Origin of the sequence: Ruegeria arenilitoris, from assembly GCF_013031355.1 — a bacterium.
GTDB lineage: Bacteria > Pseudomonadota > Alphaproteobacteria > Rhodobacterales > Rhodobacteraceae > Ruegeria > Ruegeria arenilitoris_C.
The window spans coordinates 125,861-142,377 of the sequence record NZ_WPZO01000010.1 but is presented as its reverse complement, the minus strand read 5'-3'; the positions used below and the strand labels follow the sequence as shown (position 1 = coordinate 142,377).

20 protein-coding genes are annotated in these 16,517 nt (G+C 55.3%); 6 read left to right on the top strand and 14 right to left on the bottom strand.

The genetic code is table 11. From position 1 onward, the window contains the following. Nucleotides 1-147: 147 nt before the first annotated feature. The 14 genes from GOX63_RS19305 to GOX63_RS19240 all read right to left on the bottom strand — a co-directional run bounded on the left by GOX63_RS19305 (nt 148) and on the right by GOX63_RS19240 (nt 10,469). A complete protein-coding gene (locus GOX63_RS19305; protein ID WP_170328170.1) occupies nt 148-981 on the bottom strand; it encodes a TrbI/VirB10 family protein in 834 nt (277 codons plus the stop codon). An 11-nt stretch (nt 982-992) separates the two neighbouring features. Next, nucleotides 993-1,535 carry a hypothetical protein gene (locus GOX63_RS19300; protein ID WP_170328171.1) on the bottom strand — a complete coding sequence of 181 codons (543 nt, stop codon included), beginning with the start codon at nt 1,533-1,535 and terminating at the stop codon, nt 993-995. A gap of 137 nt (nt 1,536-1,672) precedes the next feature. Then, nucleotides 1,673-2,488, bottom strand: a complete 816-nt coding sequence (locus GOX63_RS19295; protein ID WP_170328172.1) for a TrbG/VirB9 family P-type conjugative transfer protein — start codon at nt 2,486-2,488, stop codon at nt 1,673-1,675. Further along, nucleotides 2,488-3,132 carry a virB8 family protein gene (locus GOX63_RS19290; RefSeq protein ID WP_170328173.1) on the bottom strand — a complete coding sequence of 215 codons (645 nt, stop codon included), beginning with the start codon at nt 3,130-3,132 and terminating at the stop codon, nt 2,488-2,490. The genes GOX63_RS19295 and GOX63_RS19290 overlap by 1 nt, the downstream gene beginning before the upstream one ends. A gap of 17 nt (nt 3,133-3,149) precedes the next feature. Continuing rightward, nucleotides 3,150-4,205 (bottom strand): type IV secretion system protein, encoded by a 1,056-nt coding sequence (locus GOX63_RS19285; protein ID WP_170328174.1) that lies wholly within the window; start codon nt 4,203-4,205, stop codon nt 3,150-3,152. Beyond that, nucleotides 4,202-4,702, bottom strand: coding sequence for a hypothetical protein (locus GOX63_RS19280; RefSeq protein ID WP_170328175.1), 501 nt, complete (start codon nt 4,700-4,702; stop codon nt 4,202-4,204). The genes GOX63_RS19285 and GOX63_RS19280 overlap by 4 nt, the downstream gene beginning before the upstream one ends. After that, the gene (locus GOX63_RS19275) at nt 4,699-5,445 is read right to left on the bottom strand and encodes a type IV secretion system protein (RefSeq protein WP_170328176.1); all 747 of its coding nucleotides are present in this window, start codon (nt 5,443-5,445) and stop codon (nt 4,699-4,701) included. The genes GOX63_RS19280 and GOX63_RS19275 overlap by 4 nt, the downstream gene beginning before the upstream one ends. Next, nucleotides 5,445-5,582: a hypothetical protein gene (locus GOX63_RS19270; RefSeq protein WP_170328177.1), complete on the bottom strand. Its 138-nt coding sequence runs from the start codon at nt 5,580-5,582 to the stop codon at nt 5,445-5,447. Before GOX63_RS19270 ends, GOX63_RS19275 begins: the two co-directional genes overlap by 1 nt. Further along, nucleotides 5,579-7,945, bottom strand: a complete 2,367-nt coding sequence (locus tag GOX63_RS19265; RefSeq protein ID WP_170328178.1) for a hypothetical protein — start codon at nt 7,943-7,945, stop codon at nt 5,579-5,581. The genes GOX63_RS19270 and GOX63_RS19265 overlap by 4 nt, the downstream gene beginning before the upstream one ends. Continuing rightward, nucleotides 7,938-8,216, bottom strand: a complete 279-nt coding sequence (locus GOX63_RS19260; protein WP_170328179.1) for a VirB3 family type IV secretion system protein — start codon at nt 8,214-8,216, stop codon at nt 7,938-7,940. The genes GOX63_RS19265 and GOX63_RS19260 overlap by 8 nt, the downstream gene beginning before the upstream one ends. A 3-nt stretch (nt 8,217-8,219) precedes the next feature. Then, nucleotides 8,220-8,501: a hypothetical protein gene (locus GOX63_RS19255; RefSeq protein ID WP_170328180.1), complete on the bottom strand. Its 282-nt coding sequence runs from the start codon at nt 8,499-8,501 to the stop codon at nt 8,220-8,222. Further along, nucleotides 8,498-9,181 carry a lytic transglycosylase domain-containing protein gene (locus tag GOX63_RS19250; protein WP_367646757.1) on the bottom strand — a complete coding sequence of 228 codons (684 nt, stop codon included), beginning with the start codon at nt 9,179-9,181 and terminating at the stop codon, nt 8,498-8,500. Before GOX63_RS19250 ends, GOX63_RS19255 begins: the two co-directional genes overlap by 4 nt. A gap of 466 nt (nt 9,182-9,647) precedes the next feature. Further along, nucleotides 9,648-10,061: a thermonuclease family protein gene (locus GOX63_RS19245; protein ID WP_170328181.1), complete on the bottom strand. Its 414-nt coding sequence runs from the start codon at nt 10,059-10,061 to the stop codon at nt 9,648-9,650. 51 nt (nt 10,062-10,112) lie between these two features. Further along, nucleotides 10,113-10,469, bottom strand: coding sequence for a hypothetical protein (locus tag GOX63_RS19240; RefSeq protein ID WP_170328182.1), 357 nt, complete (start codon nt 10,467-10,469; stop codon nt 10,113-10,115). Nucleotides 10,470-10,888: 419 nt separating this feature from the next. Between GOX63_RS19240 and GOX63_RS19235 the strand changes: the two genes are divergently transcribed. From GOX63_RS19235 to GOX63_RS19210, 6 genes are all read left to right on the top strand, one after another. Next, nucleotides 10,889-11,347 (top strand): hypothetical protein, encoded by a 459-nt coding sequence (locus GOX63_RS19235; RefSeq protein ID WP_170328183.1) that lies wholly within the window; start codon nt 10,889-10,891, stop codon nt 11,345-11,347. A 366-nt stretch (nt 11,348-11,713) separates the two neighbouring features. After that, nucleotides 11,714-12,979, top strand: coding sequence for a helix-turn-helix domain-containing protein (locus GOX63_RS19230; RefSeq protein ID WP_170328184.1), 1,266 nt, complete (start codon nt 11,714-11,716; stop codon nt 12,977-12,979). Nucleotides 12,980-13,166: 187 nt separating this feature from the next. Beyond that, a complete protein-coding gene (locus GOX63_RS19225; protein WP_170328185.1) occupies nt 13,167-14,126 on the top strand; it encodes a helix-turn-helix transcriptional regulator in 960 nt (319 codons plus the stop codon). Between the two features lie 81 nt (nt 14,127-14,207). Next, nucleotides 14,208-14,882 (top strand): phosphatidylserine decarboxylase, encoded by a 675-nt coding sequence (locus GOX63_RS19220; RefSeq protein ID WP_170546828.1) that lies wholly within the window; start codon nt 14,208-14,210, stop codon nt 14,880-14,882. Between the two features lie 12 nt (nt 14,883-14,894). Next, complete coding sequence (pssA, locus tag GOX63_RS19215) at nt 14,895-15,644, top strand: CDP-diacylglycerol--serine O-phosphatidyltransferase (protein ID WP_170328187.1); 750 nt, start codon at nt 14,895-14,897, stop codon at nt 15,642-15,644. A 9-nt stretch (nt 15,645-15,653) separates the two neighbouring features. Next, a complete protein-coding gene (locus GOX63_RS19210) occupies nt 15,654-16,277 on the top strand; it encodes a class I SAM-dependent methyltransferase (RefSeq protein WP_170328188.1) in 624 nt (207 codons plus the stop codon). The last annotated feature ends 240 nt before the right edge of the window (nt 16,278-16,517 follow it).

The window sequence follows — 16,517 nt, the reverse complement described above, 5'->3', positions numbered from 1 at the left end:
GGCTTTGCCTCGAACGCGAACGCACGCATACAAGATTCATTAATTCCAAAAAGTGCTGAATTTGCTTCAAAAAAGGCCTCTACCGCACTCGATCATGCTGGCAGCGGCCGGAAGGACCGCTGAGGCGGTCGGCTCATTGTCTCGCGCTCAGAAACTATCGAACACAACGTCGCGCTGCAGGATCGCGTTGATGCGACTGCCCTGATCGACAAAGATTGTCGGAGTAATGCGCAGGTATTCATCAAGCGCCGCCGCCGTGGCGTTCTGCAGGTTTGAACCCACTTGCGTTGCCAAATCCGTGCGAACCGAGTTGTTGCTATCGCTGTCGGACACCAACGCCACTGGCGCAATGCCGATGATGGACAACAGCGCAGCAGTTCCGAACCGCTTCCCAAAGTGTGTATTCACCCTGCCGTTCGCACCAGTCCGGCCTTGACCATCCGTACCAGCCGAACCGATCTGAGCGGACAGGCCATCAGGTGTAATGACACGGCTCCAAACAATCATGATGCGCGTTTGTGCAAGTGTCGTATCCGCCCGATACTCGCCATAGAGCTTCGATCCACGCGGCAGAAGCAAACGCGTGCCGTCCATCGAGTAGACGCCACGTGTGATTGTCGCCACGACACTACCGGGCAACTCCGAGCTGACCGCGCCACCGAACACAGCCGACAAAACCGTGCCTTGCGTTAAGGTGCGCGAAGGATCGTCAATGATCGAGGCCCCCACGATGGGCGGGTATTCTTCGACCAGATTGTTTTGCCATGTCGTGTTTTGGTTTTCCTGATAGCCGCGCTGTTCTTCAGGCAGGCGGGTATCGTCTGGCTGGACTTGAACCGGCTGCGGCGCAGCAGGGAAGGGTTGGAAAATGACCGGCTGCGATCCACCATTGATCGGCTGGTAGTTTTGACCGGGTGCTTCCTGTGCCATCGCGCTTGACGCCAACGTGACCAGGGCGAGGGTGATTGCTGTTCTGTTCATCGTCAGCTCCATTAGTTTCTGCCGTATGGGTTTTCATCGAACACGATGCCGTCTGACTGGTTCTGGCGCTCGCGCATCCGCTTGAGTTCTTCGAGCCTGCGCCGCTCATCATCGGTCAGACCTGTAGTTTGCAAGTGGCTCATACTGGCGAGCGCCCGGGCTTCTGCATCAGCAACCGCCTGGGCAAGCTCAGTCTGAATCTTTTTCTCGCGCTCATCATATCTGACCTGCAGGCGTTCATTGGTCAGGGTCAGCGTTGCAATTTCACCGTCTTTTTCGGACAGCGAAACCTTCGCATCCGTCAGCTCGTCTTGCAGATCGGAAATCCGGCCATTCTGTTGCTCGATTGTTTTCAAGGCTTGTTTCAGCCCTTCGGAATCGACCTGCGGCACTGATGCCGGTGTTGCCACCGCTATTTCCTCGGGCAAAGCCTCTGGTTCTGGCTCATCGACCACTGGCCCCCGTGCGGTCAAAAGCCCGTATCGTTCGCCACCACCTTGTTGCAAAGCGTCCACGCGGACACCCGTGTTCGTGCTTTTGCCTTCGTCGCCCATGACAAACCATACAAAGCCCAGGAACACCGCGCCTGCTATTGCAACTGTCATCAGCTTCTTAGGGTCGAACTTCTTCCGGACACGTTGCGACGGCTTTTCAGCCGCCGCCCGTGCCGCAATAGTCTGATCGCGGTTCATTACTTGCTGCCCCCCGGTTTAACTGTCTGTGAAGTAACGGGCCTGCCCGTTGCACTTGCCTGCTGAAACTCGTCGCCATCGTTTCGAACACAGATCGAAGTGTCCTCGATGCGAAGTGTCCAAAGATCTGAAAGGCCCTGCATCTGGATAATGCCGCGCTCTTTGACTGTGGTGTTCACCATCAGCTCTCGGCCATCAGGCAGGACACGGAAGATACCCGGCAGCTCTGCATCCTGTGGGATCTGCATATAGGTGTGTACGCCATCATCCCAAACGGCGGTGGGCGCAAACTCCGCTTTGCCCGAACGCGAGTAGTTTTGGTTGACGAAGCGGCCTGTTGGTTTCGGCTCGCTACGTGCCACCGTGCCACGGCGCGTTGTGGTCCCGCCGCTGTTGTTCTTGTTGTAGAACGTGACCCGAAACGGTACTCGTTTACGTTCGGCGGCGCTCTCGGCCGGAACCAGATAGAAGTTGTATGTTCCGAGATTGGTCAGGACGGTCAGGTTTGAATCCGAGTTCAGGATTTCCGGCTTGAACGCAATAACGCGACCTTCCTGCAGGCGCGTGATCTGAAAACTTTCCGTGTCGCCCGCACCAATGCTGCGGACGGTTTCGCCCTGCGGAAAGTGAACATAGGTAATCAGGCGTTCACCGACAGGGATACGGTACACTTGGTTCTCAATGTAATGGAAATGCGTGATGCGGTGATCCGCATTCTTTCCGTCTGGTGTTGGTGTGATTTCAGCGAGCAGGGGCGTAGATAATGCCAAAACTGCTGAGGCGGCGGCGGTGAGTGTTTTGAAAGAACGCTGCATCAGATGTCTCCAATTGCGTCTACGCGGTAATTGGTGACGACGAAGCCGAATGGATTTTCGAGAAGTTCATCCATCGACGTCACGATTTTTTCCTCAAACCCGTAGGTCACTGTGACCACGTAGCGGGCTGAGGCCGTTGCTTGGTTTGGCACGATCAGGGATTTGCGGATCTCGACCTGCACCGTCTCGTCATTGACCGGCGACACGCCCAGAATTTCGGTCTGCACCTTTGTCTTGGGCGTATAGATTTCGTCCGGATGGTTGTCGTTCGAACCGTCCCACAGTTCGCGGTAGGACGTTTCGGCCAGCTCATCAGAACGACGCAGCACCGATTTCAGGCGCTCGTTGTTGTCCTGAACATCATAGGTTTCCCGGTCGCGCACATAATTTGCGACTTCACGGAAGGCCATCGCCTCAGAAGGTTCCAGTTCTTCGACTTTTTCAGTCAGCAGGACCGGCAGTTTCGTGTCCGGATCAATGGAGAATGGCACCGCGCGGATTTCCTTCAGGGGAAGGAGCATCGCCCAGCCAATCATAGAGGCCACGCCCATTGCCATGCCGACCATACCGAATACCTGCCATTTGAAGGCATCGCGGCGTGCGCCCAGAAAGAGTTCTTTTTCGTGATCAGTCACGTGTGACATTTGCTCAAAACCTCGGTTTATGAAGATCTGTTGGCACGAGCTTGTTGGATGCTCTGCCGATAACGGTCAGCGGCGTAGCTTTGGCGTGCCGCCCCATCCTGATTGCGGGCTCTATTTGCTATGTCGCGACGTGCCTGCATTGCGCGGAACGCGCTGTCGCGAATGCCTGTCCCGTCACGAGCTGCGGAAGCCATCGCGACGGCGGTTTTGCCCCCGGCAACAGCACCGCGCGCGCCATCGCTGGCAGTGCCCAATGCACTTTTTGCGGCTGCAACCGCGCCAGTTGCCACAGCAAGACCGGAGGATGCCGAAACTATCGCGCCAGACATGCCGCCAGCCAGTGACGGGATTTGCGTGAGCATGACGATAGCCACGATGCAGATTGCAAGAAAACGCCCGCTGGCTTCCATGTCATTAACATCAGACAAGGAACCAAGCTCCGAAGCGAAAAGCGCCTGAATAAGTGAAATGATGCCTGTCAGAACGACGATGACCATGATGAGGCCCACAGTCGTTTTCGCCCAGGCTGCGAAGATATTGGCTGTGGCTGAGCTGAGCAACGTAGCTATAAACACAGGCGCTAGACCCAGCAGGACCGCCAGACCACCTTTTGCGATGAGTGCCATGCCAGTGCCAAAGGCAACGATGACGGCCCCAACAACCCAGAGAATAGCCCCGGTGATGCTCAGGCCCCAGGTCGCGTTTTCAATGGCCTGCTGGCCCATCAAGAAACACTGAAGCGCAATCTCATCCAACGCTTGCCATACATTAGTGGTTCCAGTGAGTGCCCCGGCAATGCTGTCCGGCAAGGTTTGGACGCCTTGATAGATTGGTTGGAAAAAGGACCAGCTCGACGCCATTCCGATGATTATCGTCGCCCGAATGATCCAGCCTACATAACCACCAAACCCAATTTCTCTGATCTGAAGCACGCCGTTGATCAGCATTGCTACAAAGATCAGCGCAGCAATAGCCCAGAGGGCGGATGCGAGATCCGCCGCAAGGCTGGTGTATGCTTGCTGAGAAAAGTTGCTGATTGCTGATTCAATCGAGCTGACGAAATCCTGAATCACGGCCCACAAGCCTCCTCAATTGCAGGGCGCAGCGCTTCCAAGCGTTCTTGCTGCGTCTCATTGAGCGATTTGAGTTCGCTGGATGGCTTCGACCAGAATTCGCCCTGGTCTGCGCCCACCAACTCGATTGCAGCTTCGCGGCTAAGGTTGCCGAGCGGGCACTCGGTGCTGAATGCTTCATCGGCTTTGCGCAGTCGGCATTGCTCAATGGCAAACTTATGAGCAGCGATCACTTGCTCATTCAGAATGGCATCGGTCCAGTTGCCGACGACATACTGTTGATCCGCGCCCTGACCAGCGTTGGCGAGTTGTTCAACCCCGTATTCCTTAAGCGGTTTTTTGAACGCTCGGACGCCAGAGTAACCAAGACAGGTCCGATATTCCCCAAATGTCCATTCAACATCGGGGGGAAACGGCAGTCTGGCCTCAGCACTGGCCGACGACGCTAAAAGCGCCGCCGTCAGTGTGATCAGGGCGAAAGTGGTGCGGCTTTTCATTGGGTTTCTCCTCTTGCGTAATTGCTAAGCGTCTTTAGGTCCGCTGCGTTTGCAGCCAGATCCGTGCCCGACGCCAGAGCATTGGCTGAGGTTGCGCGCAAGATTTCAATTTCAACTTGAAGGAGTTTAAGGAGAACCGCCGTGTTGTAGTCGATTGCATCCTTCAGATCTTCTTGCTGACCGATTTCACCGCGCAGCTTTTCGGCGTCTTCGGAGAGTTTGCCCGCCATGTCATAGCCCCGTTCGCCCAGAGCGGACGCCATCAAGCCAGCGCCTCCTCGCTCCGAGAGAATGCGCCGGGCTGGCACGTCTGACGTACTGAATTCTTTAAGGATTCCATTGTTCAGCCCCAGGCTGATTGATCGGCGTTCCATCGCGAGCCCGGCGACGCCTGGAAGATCGCCAATCGTATCTTCGGTCGCGTCAAGGGCGTAGCCGAGCGTATTAGCGGCGGTCGCCAGTTTCAAAAAGCTGCGGCTGTTGAACTCGTCCAGATCCGTCAGACCAGAAATGGCTTTAAACGAGTTCTCCAGCATGGCGCGCTGCTGCTCGAGCTTCTCATATTGTTGCATCAGCTGTTCGTATTGGCGGACCATTTCCGCGACTTCGCGGGCCGAATTCGCGGCGTCCTGTGCAATGGCTGTGGCGTCGATGGTCGGAACACCTTGGGCCGACGTCATGACGGGCAGGGCGGCCAGAACCGAAACGGCAATGGTTGTGCGGAATTTCTTTGAAATATTCATCAGACAAGCTCCAAGTTTTCAGGGGGGGTCATGAGCTCAAAGTCGCAGGCGCATTTGCTGCGATAGCCCGAATAGGTGCTGGTGCAGGCCGAGACAGCGGCCAGAACTACAAAGGCGATTACAAGGCGGGTTTTCATGTGATTTCCTTCCAGAAGTTGGGGTTTTTGCGCCAGTCAGGATCAGGGAACGATTTTCCGTCTGATCCGCTCAGAACACGAAGCAAGGGGCCGAGTGCGCCGACATCGACATCGAGCCAGACACTCTCATCACCCTTTTTCATAAGCATCACGCGGTCGCCAAAATGCGCCCGCAATGCGCCCAGCTCTGCATCGTTCAAACCGATTGCCCGATAATCCGCCTCATTGCCGGATCGAGAGGGGAACAAGAGCTGCGTGCTGGTGTTTTCCAGGATCGACTTACTTGCCGCTGACGACAGGACGTGATCGGGGATCTGCGTCATCATCATCATCATGACGTTCAGCTTCCGATACGTGGTGTAAGCGTTCTTGAGGATTTCCGCGCCGTAGGGGTTGCCTGCGATCACCCAGGCTTCATCAATCACAAAGACCGTTGGAAGCCTTGCGGCACAACGGCGCTCGATCTGGCGCATGACGTAGCTGATCCATGCCAACCGGACCAACTCGTCATCCAGAACCTCGGAAATATCGAACACAAGATGCCGATCGTCAGAGGCAAAAGGATCTGTGCCACCCTCGCCAAACATCCATGACAACCGACCGTCGCCCGCCCATTCACTCGCGCGCTTGAAGAGGTTTTTGCCATCATCAAAGGCTCTGAACCGCTCCACCAGTGAATCGAAGTTCTGCAGTTGTGGCGGCAAAGTGGCATTCGCTTGGCAAGCCCGCGTGATTTCATCCTTCTGATCGGTGGTCAGTGGTTCGTCATAGCTCAACAGGGCAATGACCCAATTGGCGAGCCAGCTTTGCCCAGCCTCATCCGTTTCCGTTTGAAACGGGTTCATGCCAGTGGGTTCGCCCACCCGGACGCGGGTGTACTGCGCACCGAGCGCCCGCATTGGAGCCTCCATTGCCCGGTCTTTGTCAAAAGCGATGATCCGCGCGCCCTGTGCAACCGCCATTGTTGCCAGCAGCATCGCGATCACAGTTTTACCCGAGCCGTTCGGTCCAAGAACGATCGTATGCCCGGAGGGCAGGTTTTCAGGGTCGTTACTGGTCTTGGGAAGGTGAAGCGAAACATCGTAGCTGTCCCCGTGCGTTGTCGGGAACGTCGCCAATGGCCCCGGCCAGGGTAGCTTTTCCGCATCCAACCCTTTGGGGCGCATGTGGAACGCAACCATATCCGCAAAGTTCTGGTCCGTGATCAGTTCTTCACGGGCGCGGAACGCGAAATTGCCGGGATGCTGCGCGAAGTACACCGCACGGGCCGACATCGCTTCGCGCTTCACTGTGCCGCCTGAAATCTGGATTTCACCGATGATGTGTTTTTCGGCGGTTTTCAGATCTTCCTCTGTCCCGAACACGCAGATCGACAGATGGTGCTTGCCGAGTGACATGGTGCCGGAGGCAATGCCGTCCGCCAGAATAGACAAACCCTCTTCGAGAGACTTTGCCTTGTCGCCTGCCGAGCGCATTTGTCCCGACTTGCGGCGTTCCATTTCCTGCGCCTGGGCGCGGCTGATCGGCAGGAAGGATTGCGAAATGACGACATCAACCGGCAGGTCCAGCCCGTCGAAAATGCCGGGGAACGAAGCCATCGGGTAATTCTTCAGGGAATAGACCCGTATGGAGCGTTCCTGATCGTCGCCCGTAACCAGTTTGCCAGTCTTGCCCTGAAACAGCACATCCTCTTGCGGCATGTTGAAGGCTATGGGTTCTGCAATGTTCGTGTGAATGATCGGCTGATACCGACCGTTCAACAGCATTCCATAATAGCCGAGCCAACGCCCCTCGCTGAACTTCAGCCGGCGCACCCGGCTTTCGCCCAGCGTGCCCGCCAGTGTTGTGAAAACACCGTCGAGCTGTTCCATCATTTCGCGGCGTTCCTCGTCGATCGTTCCTGACGACAGGCCGAACATCTGTTTTGCCCGCTCATCCTGCCGCTTTTGGAGAATGGCGCTGATGATGATCTTACGCTCTTTCAGCTCTGCATCGAGCGAGGCTGACCGCATGGCTTCTGCCACAGCACCAGCAAAGCTGGTTGGATCTGTGATGACATGACCAGTCTCAGCCGGGACGGTCAGTCGATGAACATAAAATGCCACTTCATTGGGTGTTGTGCGCAACACACGCTCAAACCGTTCGGCCAGGAACTCGAACTCGTTTTCGTCCAGCGTGTTTGCGTTGATGCCGGTGATTTCTGCAGCGGCGATAAGGCCACCGTTGCGCGTGGAAATAACCTCATCGTCCACGACATAGCCATACGGCAACATCTGAAAGAGGCTCATTTCATCCTTGCGCCAGCTCGGCTCGATCAACGAGCGGGCAAGGGTCCACATGCCTCGGGCAGCGGGCTTAGGCACTATAGTAATCTCCCCCGTGATGCTGGCGGTTTTTGGTGCGCGGCGTTTTGGAAAGGGTTACGGACAGGACGCGGAAGAAAGCCGGTTCCCATTCGTAAAAGAGGCGCAGCCCGGTATAGAAAACAAAACCCGCAATGATTGCTGGCGCTATCCCGAACATGAAGAACGAAAGCATGGTCATTCCGAGGATTACCAGAAGATAGATCACGGGTAGGCCGCCCCATTCAGCGGGGCGGCTCAGGCCGCGAAAAACCGTATTGCGGCGCGACATCAATCAGCCTCCGATGAACGTATCAGCGAGGCCGATAACAGCACCGACAACAATCGCGACGACTGGGCCTTTCAGCGAACCCCAGCCGAACACGTAGGCAAGACAGCCCCAGATGAAGCCGACAGCGGCAAGGCTGACGCCAACGACCTTCGAGTCGGCCAGCGTTTCGTTGATGAAATCGCCAATGGCATCTTGCAGCCAGCCAGCGGAGGCGGGCGCTGCGGTGATGATGAACGCTGTGATCGCGAAAAACGCCATCTGCTGGTAGAAGTGGGTTCTTTTCATGAGGAAGTGCTCACTTTGCTTAGGATGATCCGCACGTAGTTGCGGGTTTCGGTGAAGGGGGGGACGCCGCCATATTCGACGACGCGGTGAGGCCCGGCGTTGTAGGCGGCAAGCGCCAGCTTCCAGGTTCCGAACTCGCGGTACTGCGCTGCCAAATAGCGGGCACCACCGTCGAGATTTTCTGCAGGGTTCTTTGGGTTCACGCCCAAGTCTTTTGCCGTTCCCGGCATGAGCTGCGCGAAACCGATGGCACCCTTGGGCGACAGGGCATCAGCCCGATACCGGCTTTCCTGCCAGACCAGTGCCATGAACAACTCGGCCGGAATGTCATGCCGATCCGCTGCTGCATGGATTTCTTTGACGATCCGTTCCTGCGACCAGCCACCCGAGGCTTTGCGAGGCCGCGGTGCTTTTCCCGCAATCTCGATCTTTGCTGTCAGCTTCGCTTTGGGTGGTTGTGGCTGTTCGTCCAGCTCGTATTCCCGCATCTGGATTGGTTTCACCACGCCATCAACGATTTCTGCCCGCGCACCGTTCAGGAATACGCTGCCATCGGGTTCGTATTCGATGACCTGGGCACAGACATCCGTTCCGAAAGTCGCCGTCAAGAACGCCAACAACGGCCAAACGGCGTTGATCCGACATCTGTTTTCAGTGAAGCTTTTGATGGAGTTGGTCACTAATTTGCTCTCCAAATTAGGTCAGTAAACTGTACATAATTACTATTATGAGGTTGAGGTTCCGATCATCTGAGCAGCAGGAAATTGGATGCCGGGACACAGCACTGAGCCCTTCGCGGGCTTCGTAGACAGCCAGCGTTCAGCTTGGATCAATCAGCCGGAAGGTCTGACCAAAGTGTCGGGGATGTCCTATTCGGCGCTGTCGCTGGTCAGTGCTGTGCCGCCGCAAGCGCAGACACGTTGTTCAGGGTCGCACCCATTGACTCTGGCGCGGTGCTGTCCGATCTAAGATCGGCATCTAGGGTTACTGTTTTTACCATAGTACAGTTCTCTCTTGATGTTTGAGGAATGCCCGGATGGATTTGGGGCGTTTCTTGTCCTGTCGGTTGTTGGCGCAATCGACAGGACCGCTCACTGCTCGGTGGTTTTGTTCCGTTTTTTGTAAGTCTTCGCTCAGTCCTTTCGTCTAGCCACACCAGGACCTGCGTTCTCCGCCCGCGTATGGGCGCGCAAAACCTTCGGAAACCAGGATTGATCCAACCTCTTTTCCACTGACGCGCGCGATTGCGAGGAAGCGACCGTACCTGTCCAGTTTCGGGTTAATTTCCAATTCCACCTGGCCGTTAGTTTGAATGATCTCCGTCAGGCGACCTTTGGCTCTCAGACCCAAGGCTTTTTCGGCTTCACATTGCGCGCGGAAGGTTTCAGGCGCATCAAACCCAACAAGCCGATACCGGTCGTCGCTGTGATCGATCGTGTCGCCGTCGACAGCAATCACCTCAGACGCACTCAGAGTCTTTGTTCGCTTGGTTGGTTCAATCCAAGCTGTGGCGAAGAACAACAACACGGGTGCAGTGCTGAGGAACAAAAGCCGTTTCATGCGCCGTAACCCAAGCTATGGATCAGCTGTGCGTTCGCGCGCTGCCGGTCGTTAGGTTTCGGATTTCGCGTCCAGAGCCTGCGCCGCTTCCAGACCCTCTGGAGTGATCGACTCGATTGTGTAGTCCGATTTGACGCAAAGAATGCGCCCGTCGCCAAATTCCTGGTGATGTTTAAAAAGCCCCGGCCAAAGATCGAACTCTCTGGGCTCAGCGCCCGCGCGAGAGATTTTCGACTTGCACAACGCCCCAACATAGTTCGGAGAGCTGTATATGCAGTGGTACTTAGGTCGTCCAAGGGAAGCGAGTCCGATAAATTCGTAGCGGCATGTAAAGGGAACCTGATCCTCTTTCAGGCCCCGAACCATCTCAATGGTTACCACAGTGTATTGTCTCTTGTTGTCCGCCATGACGACCCCCTATGGGCCGCCTTCTACATCCAAAAGTTGTGGACTAAAACACAATCTACGTCAATATAGGAAAGCACACCAATATACTATATTGGATTGCCAGAGGCATATTGGCCGGATATTGCTTAGGCGATTCGCAAGCAGGAGAGACCATCATGAACCATTTAAAGCCCAGAATTCGAACCCGCGCGAAGGCCCTTGCAGTTGCACTCGCCACACTGCCAGCCTCGCAGGCCAGTGCCTATCCAATTGACTGTGCCATATTCCTTTGCCTCGCCGGAGGTTGGCCAAGGTCGGCTGATTGCGTCGCAGCCAAGGCAGAGTTCATTCGGCGCATCACACCCTACCCGGTCGAACCGCCGCTTCAACTCTGGCGCTGTCCGATGAATACGTCACACAGCCCCTCGGACTTGGGTCCTATGGAACGGTTGGAAGCCATCAAGCGCACCAGTGCTAGCCCAGTTCCAGAGCTTCCATCGGATGACACCGCTAAGCCATTACTGGTAGACGCAGCGATCTCGATAGAAGAGATCCATTCACATCACGGCCAATACGGTGACGGTTTCCAAGCCACCCCGATCAGCGTCGATCTTTCCTCTTCCGATTTCGACGTTGTGAGGTCCATCAGGGTTTGGGATGTGCGCCACTACAGCTATCGCCGTCGGTCGCGAGAGGGCGACTGCGAGCGTTCGCTTGATCTTGTCGTTGGCAGCTATGACGACAACGTAAGCTTTCAACGGTCCGAGCGCGCGCTTGCCCCAATCCCTTCTTGGCTACCACTCGGCAATCGTTGTGAACCTCCCAGCTACTTCCGCGGTGTGGGTGTTGAGTGGACCGACACATTTGGGTTCAGCGACTACGAGCTCATCCGATACTGACATTGTTTGCCAGGTGGGTGAATGCGTTGCCCAAGCAGAAGTCAGTGAATGTGCCAGCCACATTGGCAACCACGCCGTCAGGCCAGAGGAACACCCTAATCTCAAAAACAAAAAAACCCCGCAAGGCGGGGCCTCAGCGGGGATCTTCCTAAGTCACGTTTGATCACCTGATTTATAGGAAACTCCCAAATTACTGACAAGGATAAACGCATCTGTGCGAACGGTTTTCTCTGTCTTTTCGCTTAGGTTCGAGCCGCCTTGCTTCCCCAATGAGAAGCAGACCATGAAACCGTTGAACCATTCCGAATACCCTGCCCCGCGAAGCCGCGATGCCAATATTGACCTGTTCCAAGGGAAGCCAAAACAATGAGCTTTCGGCAGATCGCATCCGCCCATCACCACGAAAATATACGCTTCCACAACGGCCTTCCCGAGGGTTGGAACCGCGATAGGTTCCGGCAGCTCTGTGTGTGCTACGCCCACATTAGAGGAGCATCAGCCCAGTGTATTCGCACATTAGAGATCATTATCGACATGATCTCGCCCTGCGCGTTTCGAGACCCGTCCCAGGAACCCTTTTGCTTCGCGCGCCAGGAAACACTGATTGCCGGGCGCGGATTGACGGATAGGACAATTCACAATCATGAACGTGAGTTGGAATCCATTGGTATGATTGAACGCAGGCTTGGCGCGAATGGCGCGCGTTGCAAGCGCAAGGGGCTTGGCCTCTTCCTGACCCCTGCCCTGAACCTTATTCCCGAGATGCGCGACGCGGACGTGCGCAGCAAGGCCGAGAAGAAAGAACATGACGAACTGCGCGGGGATCGATCACGGCTTTACCGATATGTGAAGTGCAGCCTCGGGGTGCTTCATTCACTCCCCTGCCCTCCTGAAGGCATCGACGAAATGATGGGCGCGTTTCGGTCCTGGCCGCGCGCTGACAAGCTGAAATACATGTCGCTGGATGCTCTCAGATCACATGTTCAGGCGACCCATGACCTTTGGAAACGGATCGAAGAGCATGTCGCAAAAAACGGTGAAATTTCGGGTGAACCCGAAGCCTGTTTCGGGTGTCATATACAAGACCAAATTGAAGAAGTAATTCTGTCCTGTGACGCCGATGGCGAAGTTACAATGCCCTCGGCTGAAGCCTCGGAACCAATTTTTTCTGGCTCCAGGCCTGATGGCCCTCCGCATTGCTTAGAAAGCAATCATCCGACGAAAATAGCTCCGCGCAAGGCCCAAAAACTACCTCGGGTGAACAATCGCATCCTGTATGAACTGGCATCGTCCGAACTGCGCATGCATATCGACATCGCCGGGGGTGGAGATCAGAATTCCTGTCCAACCCTCTACGCAATCGAGAGCGGCGTTTGGTCCCGGCTTTCAGAGATCGGCACCAATACTTCCGCCTGGCATGCGGCAATCGAACGGTTGACCATCATGGGGGCGATCCTCGCTGGAGTGATCACGGATGCGAGGCTGAGTGATCCGCGGCTGCCGCTCGTCGTTAATCCGGGCGGATATCTGCGGGGCATGGTGAAAGCTGATGAGCGCGGGGAACTGAACCTTATTTCCAGTTTCATGGGGCTGTTGGCGCGAAGAGCCCGAGAGGAGGAAGATGAGCTTTAGCCGTGCCGGGTTATGCGCGGCTAACTTCTCCAATTCATGTGTCTCATCGGCAGGTTTTCGCTCTGTTTCCGCCTCCAGAACAGAACCACATTCGAATCTGTGATTGGCTACGGGAATTCCCGAGTGGTTTGTTCAGCTTTAGGTTGCTATGCGGCCTCGATGGCGACGCGGAACAGGAAGACGGTCTATGAAAATCGCGGATATCGGCAATTCTGAACTGGACTTCAGGCAAACCGGGGAGGCGCGCCTTCAGGAAATTTGCTCCAGGTTCGGGCTGGAGAATGCGTCCTATGCCCATATCGACAAGCATCACAACGTTGTCCATGGCTGTACCACGTTCCCTGATGAATGGGTCAGGCATTATGTCGACAACGACCTGGTTCTGGTCGATCCCCTCATTCGGTTTGGAGCCGCAATGATCGCACCAATTGACTGGGCTGTGTTTGATGATCAGCGTGAACACGCACCGCTATTCGATGCCGCCAGAAAGTTTGGCGTGGGTCTGCATGGTCTTTCCATTCCGGTGATCAATCCGTTTGGTGAGCGCGGTGTCTTTACCGTTACGTCCAACCTGCCCCGTTCAGATTGGGACGCCTTAATCGCGCATATACTCCCTGCCCTTCGCCATGAGGCACAGATCCTGCATCTGCTTGCGCTCGATGTAATTGATACGGTTTTCAACTTTCCCACGGATTCCCTGTCCAGTGATGAGCTAGACGTGTTGAAAATGCTCGCGTCGGGTTTGGTACCGTCTGTCATTGCCAAGCAGACAGGCCACTCGTCCCGAGCGTTAGATGCCCTAACTGCCTCAATTACTACCAAGCTAAAGAGCCGTGCGATCGAACAGGCGGTTGCAAGGGCAGTTAGTACCGGCTTTCTCAAATGGACCGAGTTCTTTGCGGACCCGGTAGCTGAAATCGTCGACACCGAACGACGGATGCTTTGCGGTGGAATTGTGCGTTGGTCAGGCAGATCTCATGAATTGATTTCATTCGAAGACGGCCGAATAGTGCGAAGCTTGGAGAGCTTTCATCCAATTCAGGCCCAGGACTTGGCAATTGAATTCGACCTGGACCTCAATGAGGTCGTTGAGACAGTAGGAAACAGCAGCAATCAGCAGGTGTGCATCAGATATCTCAAAGAATGAACCGTCCGCACCCGTCGCACTTGCGTTCCCCACCAATCCACTTATGAAAGTGCCGTCAATTGACCTAAGGGAAGATTTGCGATGCGCATGCGCGATACGTTCATCAAGCCGATGCATCCAGAAGGTATTCGGTTTGTTGCGATCTTTGCCGCCATAACGGTCGGTCTGTTTCTCATGTCAGACATTCTGGGCTGGATTGGGGTCGGCGTCACGATCTGGTGCTACTATTTCTTTCGCGACCCGGAACGTGTGCCCCCCACAGGAGGAGGGCTGATCGTCAGCCCAGCGGATGGGGTGGTTTCGCTGATCGAACCGGCGGTACCGCCGAGCGAGCTTGGGATGCCTGACGCGCCCCTCACCCGCGTCAGTGTGTTCATGAGTGTCTTCAACTGTCATGTAAATCGGTCTCCCATTGAGGGTGAGATAGCCGCCGTTGCCTATCGCCCCGGCAAGTTTTTCAATGCATCCCTGGACAAGGCCAGCGCCGACAACGAGCGCAACAGCCTGCGTATTCGGATGGGGAATGGTCAGGACCTGGCTGTTGTACAAATTGCCGGCCTTGTGGCCCGGCGGATCGTCTGCTTCGTCAAACCAGGCAACGCGCTGCAAACTGGAGAGCGGTTTGGATTGATCCGTTTCGGGTCTCGTCTGGATGTGTATCTTCCAGAAGGCGTGGACCCGCAGGTGCGTGTCGGGCAAACGATGATTGCCGGCGAAACGATCCTTGCAAGCTTACACACACCCAAAGAAAAGTAGGTGGTTGGATCAGTGACAGAACCAACCAAACAGAAAGAAGAGACCGGGTTTGCGTTAATCCATTTGTTGCCCAATGCGCTGACGATAACGGCCATTTGCGCGGGCCTGTCAGCAATCAGATTTGGCGTTCAGGGCAACTACGTGCTCGCGGTGCAGCTCATTATTGCCGCCTGTGTGCTGGATGGGCTGGATGGCCGCATTGCCCGCCTTCTCAGCAGTGACAGCAAACTGGGGGCGGAACTGGACTCACTTGCAGATTTCGTGAACTTCGGGGTCGCGCCACCGCTCGTTCTCTATTTCTGGGCCTTGCAGGATATACGCAGCGCGGCGTGGATTGCCGTTCTGATTTTTGCAGTGTGCTGTGTCATGCGTCTGGCTCGGTTTAACGTCGGTGGCAAATCCGAGACCTGCGATCAGGACAACGCCTATTTCGAAGGGGTTCCGGCTCCTGCAGGGGCACTGCTGGTCATGTTGCCAATGTACCTGTCCTTCGCTTTTGCGGATACCCCGTTGCTGCCCAGTGTATTGATTTGCCTTTACATGGTGATCATTGGCCTTTTGCTCATCAGCCGCATTCCGACCTGGTCTTTCAAAACCACAAGGGTCTCCCCTGAGAACGTTAAATATTTTCTCATCGGTGTCGCTATTGTGGGGACCGCTCTGCTGACTTTTGCCTGGGTCACGCTGATCGCGCTTTGTGGCGGGTATGCGGGAATGGTCGCCTGGGCCTGGCTGGACAAGAATGAACCTTCTAACCATTAAGGACTCGAAATGGATCTCAAAGCCGTTCAAACCTCTTATGCTCGTTGGGCGCCCATCTATGACAAGACGTTTGGGGCGGTTACCAATGTCGGACGGCAGCACGCGGTTGATTATATCAATAGACACCCAGGTAAGGTGCTGGAGGTTGGCGTGGGAACCGGGATGTCACTGGAACACTACGGGCCAGAGACACAGGTAACAGGAATCGATTTCAGCGAAGACATGCTGCAAAAGGCGCGCGACAAGGTGAAAGATCTATCGTTGAACCATGTTGCGGAGCTGCGGCAAATGGATGCTCGCGTGCTTGATTTTCCGGACAACCATTTCGATACAGTTGCAGCGATGCACGTGCTGTCCGTCGTTCCAGAACCGGAAAGGGTGATGGCGGAAATTGCGAGGGTCTGTAAACCGGGCGGCAGAGTGGTAGTTACCAACCACTTCCAACGAACGCGCGGGCTGCTCGCAACTCTGGAACGCGTTTTTGCCCCACTTGCAAATACAATCGGCTGGCATTCTGATTTCAATATCGAAACGGTGCTGCAAGAGGAAGCCCTTGCTGTTGATGAGCAAAGACCTCTTCCGCCGATGGGTATGATGACGTTTCTGGTTCTGAGGAAATCAGCGGTCGCCTAGCGGTCTTGTAAATGAGCTTGAAGCGCCCCCAGACGACGTGCTTTACAACGTCATTTCTAATTTAACATAGTGTTCCTTCTGCGTAACTTACATGTTTGGCGGCGCAAATTCTAAACTGGGTTGCGACAAATCCCCTATCTCGCTGAGATGCAAGGGGAGCGGAAATTGGCAAACGGAATTGGATCTGCACAAGCGGCGCGTCATTAAAATGTTGAGCGCAAAAGAACCAGTTTACAAGAT